The sequence below is a fragment of the Serratia sp. EC4 genome (assembly GCF_059652115.1).
This window is the reverse complement of sequence record NZ_JBNIDE010000009.1, coordinates 132,297-147,075: the sequence shown is the minus strand read 5'-3', so window position 1 is coordinate 147,075 and position 14,779 is coordinate 132,297. Positions and strand designations below refer to the sequence as shown.

Annotated in this window: 14 protein-coding genes; all 14 read left to right on the top strand. The window is 60.9% G+C overall.

All coding sequences use genetic code 11. The features are described 5' to 3' along the window. The first annotated feature begins 6 nt into the window (after positions 1-6). Positions 7-1,857, top strand: a complete 1,851-nt coding sequence (gene hscA / locus ACP39K_RS20740; protein WP_016929761.1) for a Fe-S protein assembly chaperone HscA — start codon at positions 7-9, stop codon at positions 1,855-1,857. A 2-nt stretch (positions 1,858-1,859) separates the two neighbouring features. Beyond that, positions 1,860-2,195: an ISC system 2Fe-2S type ferredoxin gene (gene fdx, locus ACP39K_RS20735; protein ID WP_004941417.1), complete on the top strand. Its 336-nt coding sequence runs from the start codon at positions 1,860-1,862 to the stop codon at positions 2,193-2,195. Positions 2,196-2,227: 32 nt separating this feature from the next. Further along, positions 2,228-2,428 (top strand): Fe-S cluster assembly protein IscX, encoded by a 201-nt coding sequence (iscX, locus tag ACP39K_RS20730; protein ID WP_033639618.1) that lies wholly within the window; start codon positions 2,228-2,230, stop codon positions 2,426-2,428. Positions 2,429-2,511: 83 nt separating this feature from the next. After that, positions 2,512-3,807 carry an aminopeptidase PepB gene (gene pepB / locus ACP39K_RS20725; protein WP_060445260.1) on the top strand — a complete coding sequence of 432 codons (1,296 nt, stop codon included), beginning with the start codon at positions 2,512-2,514 and terminating at the stop codon, positions 3,805-3,807. A gap of 89 nt (positions 3,808-3,896) precedes the next feature. Further along, positions 3,897-4,727, top strand: a complete 831-nt coding sequence (gene sseB, locus ACP39K_RS20720; RefSeq protein ID WP_497008809.1) for an enhanced serine sensitivity protein SseB — start codon at positions 3,897-3,899, stop codon at positions 4,725-4,727. A 161-nt stretch (positions 4,728-4,888) separates the two neighbouring features. Continuing rightward, positions 4,889-5,314: a nucleoside-diphosphate kinase gene (ndk, locus tag ACP39K_RS20715; RefSeq protein WP_004941424.1), complete on the top strand. Its 426-nt coding sequence runs from the start codon at positions 4,889-4,891 to the stop codon at positions 5,312-5,314. Between the two features lie 237 nt (positions 5,315-5,551). Then, positions 5,552-6,748, top strand: a complete 1,197-nt coding sequence (gene rlmN / locus ACP39K_RS20710) for a dual-specificity RNA methyltransferase RlmN (protein WP_004941426.1) — start codon at positions 5,552-5,554, stop codon at positions 6,746-6,748. 99 nt (positions 6,749-6,847) lie between these two features. Continuing rightward, positions 6,848-7,597, top strand: coding sequence for a type IV pilus biogenesis/stability protein PilW (pilW, locus tag ACP39K_RS20705; RefSeq protein ID WP_497008808.1), 750 nt, complete (start codon positions 6,848-6,850; stop codon positions 7,595-7,597). After that, positions 7,587-8,561, top strand: a complete 975-nt coding sequence (rodZ, locus tag ACP39K_RS20700) for a cytoskeleton protein RodZ (RefSeq protein ID WP_004941432.1) — start codon at positions 7,587-7,589, stop codon at positions 8,559-8,561. Before pilW ends, rodZ begins: the two co-directional genes overlap by 11 nt. A 45-nt stretch (positions 8,562-8,606) precedes the next feature. Further along, on the top strand, positions 8,607-9,728 hold the full coding sequence (ispG, locus tag ACP39K_RS20695; RefSeq protein ID WP_016929756.1) for a flavodoxin-dependent (E)-4-hydroxy-3-methylbut-2-enyl-diphosphate synthase: 1,122 nt from the start codon (positions 8,607-8,609) through the stop codon (positions 9,726-9,728). A 139-nt stretch (positions 9,729-9,867) separates the two neighbouring features. After that, on the top strand, positions 9,868-11,142 hold the full coding sequence (gene hisS, locus ACP39K_RS20690; RefSeq protein WP_049299977.1) for a histidine--tRNA ligase: 1,275 nt from the start codon (positions 9,868-9,870) through the stop codon (positions 11,140-11,142). A 13-nt stretch (positions 11,143-11,155) separates the two neighbouring features. After that, a complete protein-coding gene (locus tag ACP39K_RS20685) occupies positions 11,156-11,776 on the top strand; it encodes a YfgM family protein (protein WP_033635592.1) in 621 nt (206 codons plus the stop codon). Positions 11,777-11,787: 11 nt separating this feature from the next. Then, on the top strand, positions 11,788-12,969 hold the full coding sequence (gene bamB, locus ACP39K_RS20680) for an outer membrane protein assembly factor BamB (protein WP_004941440.1): 1,182 nt from the start codon (positions 11,788-11,790) through the stop codon (positions 12,967-12,969). 255 nt (positions 12,970-13,224) lie between these two features. After that, the gene (gene der / locus ACP39K_RS20675) at positions 13,225-14,715 is read left to right on the top strand and encodes a ribosome biogenesis GTPase Der (protein ID WP_015378774.1); all 1,491 of its coding nucleotides are present in this window, start codon (positions 13,225-13,227) and stop codon (positions 14,713-14,715) included. The last annotated feature ends 64 nt before the right edge of the window (positions 14,716-14,779 follow it).

Below are 14,779 nucleotides of genomic sequence, written 5' to 3'. Positions count from 1 at the left end.
TTCAACATGGCCTTATTACAAATTAGTGAGCCTGGCCTCAGCGCCGCGCCGCACCAGCGACGTCTGGCCGCCGGCATCGACTTAGGCACCACCAACTCGCTGGTCGCCACGGTGCGCAGCGGGCAAGCGGAAACGCTGGCCGACGATCAGGGGCGCCATTTGCTGCCTTCGGTGGTGCATTATCAGGCGGACGCGCAGCGCGTCGGCTGGGAGGCGCGCCAACAGGCGGCGCAGGATCCGGCCAATACCGTCAGCTCCATCAAACGCATGATGGGCCGCTCGTTGGCGGACGTGCAGCAACGTTACCCGAACCTGCCGTACCAATTCCAAGCCAGCGACAACGGCCTGCCGCTGATCGTCACCGCCGCCGGCCCGGTTAACCCGGTCGGCGTTTCCGCCGACATCCTGCGGGCTCTGTCCGCGCGCGCGCAAGCGGCGCTGGAAGGCGAGCTGGATGGCGTCGTGATCACCGTTCCCGCTTACTTCGACGACGCGCAGCGCCAGGGCACCAAAGACGCGGCGCGTCTGGCCGGCCTGCATGTCCTGCGCCTGCTGAACGAACCGACCGCTGCGGCGATCGCCTACGGGCTGGATTCCGGCCAGGAAGGGGTGATCGCGGTTTACGATCTGGGCGGCGGCACCTTTGATATCTCCATTCTGCGCCTCAGCCGCGGCGTGTTCGAAGTGCTGGCCACCGGCGGCGATTCCGCGCTGGGCGGCGACGATTTCGATCATCTGTTGGCCGACTGGCTGCGTGAGCAGGCCGGCGTGGCCGATCGCAGCGATCACGGCGTGCAGCGCCAACTGCTGGATGCCGCCATCGCCGCCAAAATCGCATTAAGCGATGCCGACAGCGTGCGCGTTGAGGTGGCCGGTTGGCAGGGCGAAGTGACCCGCGCCCAGTTTGAAGCGCTGATCGCCCCGCTGGTGAAACGTACGCTGATGGCTTGCCGCCGCGCGCTGAAAGACGCCGGCGTCGCCGCCGACGAGGTGCTGGAAGCGGTGATGGTCGGCGGCTCCACCCGCGTGCCTCTGGTGCGTGAGCAGGTGGGGGCCTTCTTCGGCCGCACGCCGCTGACGTCGATCGATCCGGATAAAGTGGTCGCCATCGGCGCCGCGATCCAGGCCGACATCCTGGTGGGCAACAAGCCGGACAGCGACATGCTGCTGCTGGACGTGATCCCGCTGTCGCTGGGCCTCGAAACCATGGGTGGCCTGGTGGAGAAAGTGATCCCGCGCAACACCACCATTCCGGTGGCGCGCGCGCAGGAGTTCACCACCTTTAAAGACGGCCAGAGCGCAATGATGATCCACGTGCTGCAGGGCGAGCGCGAGCTGGTGCAGGATTGCCGTTCGCTGGCGCGTTTCACGCTGCGCGGCCTGCCGCCGCTGCCTGCCGGGGGCGCGCATATTCGCGTCACCTTCCAGGTGGATGCCGACGGCCTGTTGAGCGTCACCGCGATGGAGAAATCCACCGGCGTGGAAGCCTCGATCCAGGTCAAGCCGTCGTACGGCCTGTCGGACAGCGAAATCGCCGGCATGATCAAGGATTCGATGGCCAACGCGCAAAGCGACGTGGGCGCGCGCAAGCTGGCGGAGCAACGCGTGGAAGCCGCGCGGGTGCTGGAAAGCCTGCAGGGCGCGCTGGCCACCGACGCCGCGCTGCTGAGCGAGGCGGAAAGCCAGGCGATCGCCGCCGCGACCCAGGCGTTGCAGCAGGCGGCGCAGGGTGAAGATCCCGCCGCTATCGAAGACGCCATCAAAACATTAGATGCACAAACGCAAGATTTTGCCGCGCGCCGCATGGACGCTTCCATTCGCCGCGCGCTGGCTGGCCATTCTGTGGATGAGGTTTAACCATGCCTAAAATTGTTTTCCTGCCCCATCAAGATCTGTGCCCGGAAGGGGCGGTTCTGGAAGCCGAAAAAGGGGAGTCGATCCTCAACGTTGCGCTGCGCAACGGCATTGAAATCGAGCACGCCTGCGAGAAATCCTGCGCCTGCACCACCTGCCACTGCATCGTGCGTGAAGGTTTCGATTCGCTGGAAGAGAGCAGCGAGCTGGAAGACGACATGCTGGACAAAGCCTGGGGGCTGGAGCCTGAAAGCCGTCTGAGCTGCCAGGCGCTGGTCGCCGACGAAGATCTGGTGGTCGAAATGCCGCGTTACACCGTCAACCACGCGCGTGAGCATTAATTGTTAGCCGCGGCGCCAACCAGGAGATCATAATGGGACTGAAGTGGACCGACAGCCGTGAAATCGGCGAAGCCCTGTACGACCAATACCCGGACACCGATCCGAAAACCGTGCGTTTTACCGACATGCATCAGTGGATCTGCGATCTGGAAGAGTTCGATGACGATCCGCAGGCTTCCAATGAAAAAGTACTGGAAGCGATCCTGCTGGTCTGGTTAGATGAAGCGGAGTAAATAGCGTAACGGGCTGCCATAGGCGGCCCGTTTATTTTGTATCCGACAAGATTAATAAAAGAATAATCCGGAGTAAGAAGGCTATGACAACAGAATTCATGCAGGTCATGCTGTCGCAACAACCTGCCGACGCCCGCTGGGGCGAGAAAGCGCTGCTGAGCACCAACGGCGAAGGGATGACCATCCATCTGACCGGCGCCGACAAGCTGGGCGCGATCCAGCGCGCGGGCCGCAAAATTGACGGCCAAGGCATCAAAAACGTCAAGCTGGCCGGCGACGGTTGGGATTTGGAAAACAGCTGGGCGTTTTGGCAGGGCTACCGCGGGCCGAAAGGGCAGCGCAACGTCGAATGGGCCGAGCTGCCGGAAGCCGCGCGTCAGGAGCTGGATAAGCGCCTGAAGATCGTTGACTGGGTGCGCGACACCATCAATATGCCGGCGGAAGAGCTGGGGCCGGAGCAATTGGCGACCCGCGCCGTCGATCTGATGTGCGACGTCGGCTGCGATGCCGTCAGCTACCGCATCACCAAGGGCGAAGATCTGCGCGAGCAGAACTATGCCGGCATCCACACCGTCGGCCGCGGTTCCGAACGCCCGCCGGTGCTGCTGGCGCTGGACTTCAACCCGACCGGCAACCCGGATGCGCCGGTGTTCGCATGCCTGGTCGGCAAGGGCATCACCTTCGATACCGGCGGTTATAGCCTGAAACAGAGCGCCTTTATGGATTCGATGAAGGCTGACATGGGCGGCGCAGCGACCATCACCGGCGCGCTGGCGCTGGCGGCGGCGCGCGGTCTGAAGCAGCGCGTGAAGCTGTACCTGTGCTGCGCCGACAACATGGTCAGCGGCAACGCCTTCAAACTGGGCGATATCATTCGCTATCGCAACGGCAAAACCGTTGAGGTGATGAACACCGATGCGGAAGGGCGCCTGGTGCTGGCCGACGGCCTGATCGACGCTTCTGAGCAGAATCCGCAGCTGATTATCGACTGCGCGACCCTGACCGGCGCGGCCAAAACCGCGGTGGGCAACGACTATCACGCCCTGTTCAGCTTCGACGATGCGCTGGCGCAAGAGCTGCTCAGCAGCGCCGCCGCCGAGCAAGAGCCGTTCTGGCGTCTGCCGCTGGCCGAGTTCCACCGCAGCCAGCTGCCATCCAACTTCGCCGAATTGAACAACGTGGCCGGCCCGGCCTACACCGCCGGCGCCAGCACCGCGGCGGCCTTCCTGTCGCACTTCGTCAAGAATTACCAACAGGGCTGGCTGCACATCGACTGTTCCGCTACTTACCGCAAAGGCGCGGTGGAGCAGTGGTCGGCCGGCGCGACCGGGCTGGGCGTGCGCACCCTGGCCAATCTGTTGCTGAGCAAAGCCAAATAATTGAACGCCCGCCGCGTCGGGCGCTAGAATGCGCATTATCTTCGGGGCCCAGCATGCTGGGCCTCGCTATTTGATCCCTGGAGTTTGCCATGAGTTCCCATCATCACGATGCCGCCCCGAGCGAGAACGAGCTTGAACGCCTGCTGAAGCTGGCGGTGACGGAGCCGGCCCACCGTCCGGCGTTCTTCCGTGAACTGCTCGAGGCCACGGTGCTGATCCTCGGCGACAGCGAGCAGGTGCAGCAGGACGGCGACATCACGCTGAACGCGGATACGCCGGTCAATATCCAGCATTGGGAAAAGCAGGACGGCGGCAGCATCATTCCGTTCTTCACCTCGCTGGAAGCGTTGCAGAAGGCCGTTGAGGACGGACAGCCGTTCATCGCCATGCCGGCGCGGGTGCTGTTCGAAATCACCCAGGGCGCGGATCTGTTCCTCAACCCGAAGGCGGAGTACGGCAAAGAGTTCTATCCGGAAGAGGTGGCGATGCTGCTGGCGACCGGCGGCGTCGTCAAATCGGTTGAGCATTACGTCGACAAAGAAACCCAAATCCTGTTGGGGCAGCCCGAAGAGTACCCGTCGGCGATGGTGGATGCGCTGACCACGCTGTTCAGCCAGCGCAAACCGGTGCGCCGCGCGTTTCTGGCGCTGATGCACGACCAGGCGGCGGACGAGAAGCCGAATCTGCTGATCGGGCTGGAAGTGGATGCAGAACCGGCGGAGATCGAGGCGTTGATCAACGAGGCCGGCAGCGTCGCCAGCGAAACGGCGCCGAATGACGAACCGGTCGATTTCTGCCTGGTGTCGGAGAAAGAGCGCGGCATCAGCCACTACCTGATCGCCCATACGCAGCCGTTTTATCAGCGCCGCTGGGGCAGTTGGCTGCGCAATTTGATCCCGTCCACCGACAAGACCCAGTAACGCGGCGCGTGGTCGGAAATGCCGCAGGAAGATCATATTTTTTTAATGAAATGTTGATTTTCCCGTAGGCAAGCGTTAACGGCGCACATATAATCTGCGCCACTTGAGAAGGCCGGCAACATTGCAGACCGGCCTGTTTTGGAAGTCATACAGAGGCCATCATGACCGTAGAACGTACCTTTTCCATCGTTAAACCAAACGCTGTAGCCAACAACGACATCGGCGCTATCTACGCGCGTTTCGAGCGCGCCGGTTTCAAAATCATCGCCGCTAAAATGCTGCGTCTGACTCGCGAACAAGCTGAAGGCTTCTACGCTGAGCACAAAGGCCGCCCATTCTTCGACGGTCTGGTTGAGTTCATGACCTCTGGCCCAATCATGGTGCAGGTTCTGGAATCTGAAAACGCCGTGCAGCGCAACCGCGACATCATGGGCGCAACCAACCCGGACAACGCACTGGCCGGCACCCTGCGCGCCGACTACGCGGACAGCTTCACCGCTAACGCCGTTCACGGTTCCGACTCCGTTGAATCCGCACAGCGTGAAATCGCTTACTTCTTCAACGAAAGCGAAATCTGCGCACGTTAATCGTGCCGTTTCTGAGCTGATAGCCAGGCATTCACCGGCTGAAACAATAAAAATGCCCTGAATGCCTTTCAGCCATAGAAACCCGCTACTAAAATTTGTACAATGCCGCGCCCCTGATAAGACGACTTGTCAGGGGCGTGTTTTTAGTGCCGCCACCCGAATCTCGCGGGCTGAAATGCACAACTTACTGTCCATTCTTTAGCGCCATAACGTGTAATAACGAGGCCAGAGATCATTATGTTAGAACCCATCACGTCCGAGCACACCGTGTCTGAAAATAATTCGCTGACTACCCCCTCCGTTAACGTGGAGCAACCGGCTGCGGCCAAAATCAACCTGCTGGATCTGAACCGCCAGCAAATGCGCGAGTTCTTCGCCGAAATGGGCGAAAAACCGTTCCGCGCCGATCAGGTGATGAAGTGGATTTACCACTACTGCTGCGACGATTTCGAGCAGATGACCGACATCAACAAAGTCCTGCGCGGCAAGCTGCAGCGCGTGGCGGAAATCCGCGCGCCGGAAGTGGCGGAAGAACAGCGTTCGGCCGACGGCACCATCAAGTGGGCGATCAAGGTGGGCGATCAGCAGGTCGAAACCGTATATATCCCGGAAGCCGACCGCGCGACGCTGTGCGTCTCCTCGCAGGTAGGCTGCGCGTTGGAGTGCAAATTCTGTTCGACGGCGCAGCAGGGCTTCAACCGCAACCTGCGCGTGTCGGAAATCATCGGCCAGGTGTGGCGCGCGGCGAAGATCATCGGCGCGCTGAAGGTGACCGGCCAACGCCCGATCACCAACGTGGTGATGATGGGCATGGGCGAGCCGCTGCTCAACCTGAACAACGTGGTGCCGGCGATGGAAATCATGCTGGACGACTTCGGCTTTGGCCTGTCCAAACGCCGCGTGACTCTATCTACCTCCGGCGTGGTGCCGGCGCTGGACAAGCTGGGCGACATGATCGACGTGGCGCTGGCTATTTCGCTGCACGCGCCGAACGACACTATCCGTGATGAGATCGTGCCGATCAACCGCAAGTACAACATCGAAACCTTCCTGTCCGCGGTGCGTCGCTACCTGGAGAAATCCAACGCCAACCAGGGCCGCGTCACCGTCGAGTATGTGATGCTGGATCATATCAACGACAGCACCGACGACGCGCATCAGCTGGCGGAAGTGCTGAAAGACACGCCGTGCAAGATCAACCTGATCCCATGGAACCCGTTCCCGGGCGCTCCGTACGGCCGCAGCTCCAACAGCCGGGTGGATCGTTTCTCCAAGGTGTTGATGGAATACGGCTTTACGACTATTGTTCGTAAAACCCGCGGTGACGATATCGACGCCGCCTGCGGGCAACTGGCGGGTGAAGTGATCGACCGTACCAAGCGTACCCTGAAAAAGAAAATGGCCGGGGAACCTATCAACGTACGGGCGGTCTGAATCCTATAGCACCATTTTTTTGTTATCTAACAGCCTGTTATGTGAAATATTCACGCTAATGGGCGTTAGCTGGCGGCCGATAAGGAAATGAATGCGGGCATGAAGCTGAAACTGTGGGGTGTGTGGCTGGCGGCCGGACTGTTGGCCGGGTGTTCCGGTTCGGCGCCGGAAAAGGAAGCGCAAGTCTCTGAGGCGGGCCAGACGCGGTTGCAGCTGGGCCTGGAGTACCTGCAGCAAGGCGACATGGACGCCGCGCGCCAGAACCTGGAAAAGGCGCTGGACGCGGCCCCGCAGGATTACCGCACGCAATTGGGCATGGCGCTCTACGCGCAGCGGATCGGTGAAAACACCGCGGCCGAACAGCGTTATCGGCAAGCGCTCAAACTTGCGCCGGGCAATGGCACCGTACTGAATAATTACGGTGCGTTTCTTTGCGGTTTAGGGCAGTATGTACCGGCGCAACAGCAGTTTAGCGCTGCGGCGCTGGCGCCCGATTATGGCCAGGTCGCCGACAGCCTGGAAAACGCAGGTTACTGTTTTCTCAAGGCCGGACAAAACGATGAGGCGCGCACGCTGTTGAGCCGCGCGCTAAAAGTCGATCCGGACAAAGGCGCTCCGCTGCTGGCGGAGGCCGAAAAGCAATTTGGAGAAGGGAAGCGCGCCCAGTCGCAATTTTTATTGGATGTTTATCAGCATGTTCTGCCGGCCAGCGCCAGCAGCTTATGGTTACAGATTCGTTTCGCCGCGTCAGCCGGCCGCCAGGATAGCGTTCAACGCTATGGCAAACAGCTAGCGCGAAGTTTTCCACAATCCAAACAGTACCAGCAGTTCTTAGCTAATGAATACTGAAGCCTCCCAAGATAAAACCGTATCCATGACGACGGGCCAGCGCCTGCGTCAGGCCCGTGAGCAACTCGGGTTGAGCCAACAGACCGTTGCAGAACGCCTGTGTCTCAAAATGTCCACCGTGCGCGATATCGAGGAAGACAGCGTGTCTGCTGACCTCGCGTCCACCTTCGTGCGCGGCTACATCCGTTCCTACGCCAAGCTGGTGCATTTGCCGGAAGACGAACTGCTGCCGATGCTGGCCAAGCAGGCGCCGTTGAAGATGGCGAAAGTGGCGCCGATGCAAAGCTTCTCGCTGGGCAAGCGCCGCAAGAAACGCGACGGCTGGCTGATGAGCTTCACCTGGCTTATCGTGTTCGTGGTGATCGGCCTGACCGGCGCCTGGTGGTGGCAAAACCACAAGGCGCAGCAGGAAGAGATCGCCACCATGGCCGATCAATCCTCGGCGCAGCTTTCACAGAATAACGAAGGGCAGTCCGTGCCGCTGACCGACGGCAATGCCGACGCCGGCACCAACGTGCCGTTGACCGACAACAGCGCCGCGCCGGCTGATACCGGCGCAGCGGCTCAGGCGCCTGCGGCGACCGCCCAGGCGCCGAGCGCGGCCCAGCAGCAGCCTGCCGTGGTGTCGCCAAGCCAGACAACCCTGCCGGAAACCGCGCCGGCGGCACAAGCGCCGTTGCCGACCGCCGATGCGGGCGTGGCTGCGCCGGCGGCCGATCCGAACGCGCTGGTGATGGATTTCTCCGCCGACTGCTGGCTGCAGGTGACCGACGCGAGCGGTAAAACGCTGTTCAGCGGCACCCAGAAGCAAGGTGGCAAGCTGAACCTGACCGGCACTGCGCCGTATAAACTGACCATCGGCGCGCCGGCGGCAGTTCAGATCCAGTATCAGGGTAAACCGGTTGATTTAAGCCGGTTCGTTAAGTCAAACCGTGTTGCTCGCCTGACCGTCGCCGCGCAGTAATCGCGCGGCTGGTCGTGATGTCAGAGCAGCAATGGAGAGTAAGTAATGCATAACCAAGCGCCCATCAACCGTCGAAAATCTACACGCATTTACGTCGGCAAGGTGCCTATTGGTGATGGCGCGCCGATTGCCGTGCAGTCGATGACCAACACCCGTACCACCGATGTTGAAGCAACGGTTAATCAGATCAAAGCGCTGGAGCGCGTGGGCGTCGACATCGTCCGCGTTTCGGTTCCTACCATGGACGCCGCCGAGGCGTTCAAGCTGATCAAGCAGCAGGTCAACGTGCCGCTGGTCGCCGATATCCACTTCGATTATCGCATCGCGCTGCAGGTTGCCGAATATGGCGTAGACTGCCTGCGCATCAACCCGGGCAACATCGGCAACGAATCGCGCATTCGATCGGTGGTGGACTGCGCCCGCGACAAGAACATCCCGATTCGCATCGGCGTCAACGGCGGCTCGCTGGAGAAAGATCTGCAGGAGAAGTACGGCGAACCTACGCCGGAAGCGCTGCTGGAATCCGCCATGCGCCATGTGGACATCCTCGATCGCCTCAACTTCGACCAGTTTAAGGTCAGCGTCAAGGCGTCGGACGTGTTCCTGGCGGTGCAATCCTACCGCTTGCTGGCGTCGCGCATCGATCAGCCGCTGCACCTGGGCATCACCGAAGCCGGCGGCGCGCGCAGCGGGTCGGTCAAATCGGCCATCGGCCTGGGCATGCTGCTGTCTGAAGGCATCGGCGATACCCTGCGCATCTCGCTGGCGGCGGATCCGGTCGAAGAGGTGAAGGTCGGTTTCGACATCCTGAAGTCGTTGCGCATCCGCGCGCGCGGCATCAACTTCATCGCCTGCCCGACCTGCTCGCGTCAGGAGTTCGACGTGATCGGCACGGTGAACGCGCTGGAGCAGCGCCTGGAAGATATCATCACGCCGATGGACGTTTCGATCATCGGCTGCGTGGTGAACGGCCCGGGCGAAGCGCTGGTCTCCACCATGGGCGTGACCGGCGGCCATAAGAAGAGCGGCTTCTATGAAGACGGCGTGCGCCAGAAAGAGCGTTTCGACAACGAACAGATGATCGACCAGCTGGAGGCGAAAATTCGCGCCAAGGCTGCGATGATGGACGAAAGCAACCGCATCACGGTCAACCTGCTGGAAAAATAAGCGTTATCGCTACACGGCGGGCCTGTTGGCCCGCTTGTTTATGCACCTGAAGGGCGGAAAACCGCATCCGCGTTGAATACCGGGCGGCAAAGTCCCTATAATCGGGTTCATTTTTACAGACAACGGACAGAGAACTCACGTGGCAAAGAACATTCAAGCCATTCGCGGCATGAACGACTACCTGCCGGAAGAAACGGCATTATGGCAGCGTATTGAAGGCACCCTCAAGCAGGTGCTGGGCGGCTACGGTTACAGCGAAATCCGGTTGCCGATTGTAGAGCAGACCCCGTTATTCAAACGCGCGATCGGCGAAGTGACCGACGTCGTGGAAAAAGAGATGTATACCTTCGAAGACCGCAACGGCGAAAGCCTGACGCTGCGTCCGGAAGGGACGGCTGGCTGCGTGCGCGCCGGCATCGAACATGGTCTGCTGTACAATCAGGAACAGCGTCTGTGGTACATCGGCCCGATGTTCCGCTACGAGCGCCCGCAGAAGGGGCGTTACCGTCAGTTCCATCAGCTGGGCGCGGAAGTGTTCGGCCTGCAGGGCCCGGATATCGACGCCGAGCTGATCCTGCTGACCGCCCGCTGGTGGAAAGCGCTGGGCATCGCCGAGCACGTCAAGCTGGAGCTGAACTCCATCGGCTCGCTGGAGGCGCGCGCCAACTACCGCGACGCGCTGGTGGCGTTCCTGGAGCAGCACGTCGAGGTGCTGGACGAAGACTGCAAACGCCGCATGTACAGCAACCCGCTGCGCGTGCTGGACTCCAAAAATCCTGAAGTGCAGGCGCTGCTGAACGACGCGCCGCGCCTGTCCGAGTACCTGGATGAAGAATCCCGTGCTCACTTCGCCGGTCTGTGTGAACTTTTGGCGCAGGCAGGTATCCCATATACCGTTAACGAGCGCCTGGTGCGCGGTCTGGATTACTACAACCGCACCGTGTTTGAGTGGGTGACCACCAGCCTGGGCGCGCAGGGCACCGTCTGCGCGGGCGGCCGTTACGACGGCCTGGTCGAGCAACTGGGCGGCCGCGCCACCCCGGCGGTCGGTTTCGCCATGGGCCTTGAGCGTCTGGTGCTGCTGGTACAGGCGGTCAACCCGGAATTCAAGGCGCCGTCGGCTATCGACGTGTACGTCATCTCTTCCGGCGCGGGCACCCAGAGCGCGGCGATGCGGCTGGCTGAACAGGTGCGCGACGCGGCGCCGCAGCTGAAGCTGATGACCAATTACGGCGGCGGCAACTTCAAGAAGCAGATCACCCGTGCGGACAAATGGGGCGCGCGCATCGCGCTGATCCTGGGTGAGAGCGAAGTGGCGGCGCAGCAGGTGGTGGTGAAAGACCTGCGCAGTGGTGAACAAGAAACGCTGGCGCAAAGCGAAGTCGCTGCGCGTCTGGCTTTGATGTTAGGTTAAGGAGAAGGACACCGTGGAAGTCTATACCACTGAAAACGAACAAGTCGACGCACTGCGTCGGTTCTTTGCCGAGAACGGCAAAGCGCTGGCGGTGGGCGTGGTGCTCGGAATTGGTGCCCTGGTTGGCTGGCGTTACTGGCAGAGCCATGAAAACTCCAACATGATGGCGGCATCGCAATCCTATCAGGAAGCCAGCGATCGTCTGGCGGCCGGCAAGCCGGATGACGTGGCTGCCGCGGAGAAATTTGTCCAGGCCAACGGCAACAGCTACGGCGTACTGGCCGCGCTGCAGTTGGCCAAGCACTTTGTCGAACAGAATGATTTCGCCAAGGCGGAACAGCAGCTGGCGCTGGCGCAGGGCCAGACCAAAGACGACAACCTGTTGGCGATGATCGACCTGCGTCTGGCTCGCGTCCAGCTGCAGGAGAAAAAGCTGGATGAAGCGCTGAAAACGCTGGATGGCGTGAAAGGCGAAGGCTGGGCGGCGATGATGCAGGATGTGCGCGGCGATGTATTGCTGGCCAAGGGCGACGCCAAGGGCGCGCGCGAAGCTTACAGCAAAGGCATTGAGTCCAATGCTTCTCAGGCGCTGCAGGTTCTGCTGCGCATGAAATTGAATAACTTGTCCAGCTAAGGGGAATTCCCATGCAATTGCGTAAAACACTCTTGGTCGGACTGGTTTCCGCTGCCTTGCTGAGTGGTTGCTCGCTGTTTAACAGCGAAGAAGACGTGGTTACCATGTCGCCGTTGCCGAAAGTTGAAAATCAGTTTACGCCGAGTAAGGCGTGGAGCACCTCGGTGGGCGACGGCATCGGTGAGTATTACTCCCACCTGCGTCCGGCCTATCAGGACAGCACCATTTACGCCGCCGATCGCTTCGGCATCGTGAAAGCGATGGACGCCGACAGCGGCAACGAGAAGTGGAAGGTCAATCTCTCCGAGAAGACCGGCTTCTTCTCCAGCAACCTGTCTGCGCTGCTGTCGGGCGGCCTGACGGTCGCGGGCGACAAGGTTTACGTCGGCAGCGAAAAAGCGGTGGTTTACGCATTGAACACCGCCGATGGCGCCATCGCCTGGCAGACCAAAGTGGCCGGCGAAGCGATCTCCCGTCCGGTTGTCAGCGACGGCATGGTGTTGGTGCACACCTCCAACGGCATGCTGCAGGCGCTGAATGAAGCCGACGGCGCGGTGAAGTGGACAGTTAACCTGGACATGCCTTCGCTGTCGCTGCGCGGTGAATCCGCGCCGGCCGTCGCCTTTGGCGCCGCCATCGTCGGCGGTGACAACGGCCGCGTCAGCGCCGTGCTGATGCAGCAGGGCCAGATTATCTGGCAGCAGCGCATTTCTCAGCCGAGCGGCGCGACCGAAATCGATCGCCTGAACGACGTGGACACCACGCCGGTGATCGTTGACGGCGTGGTCTACGCGCTGGGTTACAACGGCAACCTGACGGCGCTGGATCTGCGTTCCGGCCAGATCATCTGGAAACGCGAACTGGGTTCGGTGAATGATTTCATCGTCGACGCGGGCCGCATCTACCTGATCGACCAGAACGATCGCGTGGTGGCGCTCAGCACCGAAGGCGGCGTGACCGTGTGGACGCAGAGCGATCTGCTGCACCGTAACCTGACGCCGCCGGTGATGTATAATGGTTATCTGGTGACCGGTGACGCCGAAGGCTATCTGCACTGGATCAACACCACCGATGGCCGTTTTGTCGCCCAGCAGGAAGTGGACAGCTCCGGCTTCCTGTCTGCGCCGATGGTGGCCAGCGACAAGCTGATCATCCAGGCTCGCGGCGGGAAAGTTTACGCTTTCACCCGCTAACGCCGCTCGTCGTGATCCTTCTTGCGCCCGAAAGATTTCGGGTTGCAGCCAGGCGGCAAGCGCATGAGTCCTCGGGAGCTTAGTGAGCTAAGTGACCGAGGCGAAGGTGCGCAGACAACGCCGCTGTGGCGCGAAAGATGAAGGGGAAAACGGCTCCTGAATGTTCAGGGGCCGTTTCGTATTTTATAAGCTGCACCGCTGGTGTCTATCCACAGTGCAGTAACGCATTGATTATTAAGTAATGAGGCTTCAACAATGATACCTGTCGTCGCGCTGGTCGGGCGCCCGAATGTGGGTAAATCCACCTTGTTCAACCGTTTAACCCATACGCGTGATGCGCTGGTGGCGGATTTCCCGGGGCTGACGCGTGACCGCAAGTATGGTCGTGCTGAAATCGAAGGCAATGAATTCATCATCGTCGATACCGGCGGCATCGACGGCACCGAAGACGGCGTCGAAACGCGCATGGCCGGCCAGTCGCTGCTGGCGATCGAAGAAGCGGATATCGTGCTGTTCATGGTCGACGCCCGCGCCGGGCTGATGCCGGCGGATCAGGGCATCGCCCAGCACCTGCGCAGCCGCCAGAAAGCGACCTTCCTGGTGGCCAACAAGACCGACGGCCTGGATCCGGACACCGCCACCGCCGATTTCTACTCGCTCGGCCTAGGGGAAGTGTTCGCTATCGCCGCTTCTCATGGCCGCGGCGTGACCCAGCTGATCGAACACGTGCTGGTGCCGTTCGTGCCGGAAAAACCGGAAGACGTCGAGCTGACCGAGGAAGAGGCCAATGCCGCTTACTGGGCCGAGCAAAACGGTGAAACGCTGGAAGGCGAAGAAGACGAAGAGCCGGAAGAAGCGTTCAACCCGCAGGATCTGCCGATCAAGCTGGCGATCGTCGGCCGCCCGAACGTCGGTAAGTCTACGCTCACTAACCGCATCCTGGGCGAGGAACGCGTGGTGGTGTATGACATGCCGGGCACCACCCGCGACAGCATCTACATTCCAATGGTGCGCGACGAACGCGAATACGTGCTGATCGACACCGCCGGGGTGCGCAAACGCGGCAAGGTGACCGAAACCGTCGAGAAGTTCTCGGTGATCAAGACCCTGCAGGCGATTGAAGACGCCAACGTGGTGCTGCTGGTGATCGACGCGCGTGAAGGCATCTCCGATCAGGATCTCTCGCTGCTCGGCTTTATCCTCAATAGTGGGCGCTCACTGGTGATTGCGGTCAACAAATGGGACGGCATGAGTGAAGAAGATCGCGAGCATGTGAAAGAAATGCTCGATCTGCGTCTGGGCTTCGTCGACTTCGCGCGCGTGCACTTCATTTCCGCCCTGCACGGCAGCGGCGTCGGCAACCTGTTCGAATCGGTACAGGAAGCCTACGAGTGCGCAACCCGCCGCGTAAACACCTCGATGCTGACCAAAATCATGCAGATGGCGGTGGACGATCACCAGCCGCCGTTGGTGCGCGGCCGCCGCGTGAAGCTGAAATACGCCCACGCCGGCGGTTACAACCCGCCGATCGTGGTGATCCACGGCAACCAGGTCAGCGATCTGTCCGATTCGTACAAGCGCTACCTGATGAACTACTTCCGCCGCTCGCTGAACGTGATGGGGACGCCGATCCGCATCCAGTTCAAAGAGGGTGACAACCCGTTCGCCGGTAAACGCAATCTGCTGACGCCAACCCAGATGCGTAAGCGCAAGCGCCTGATGAGCCACCTGAAAAAGAGCAAGTAATCGCTCATGAGGGGCGCGGCAGTGATGCCGCGCCCTTTTTTATTGGCCCGAAATCGTTTTATTA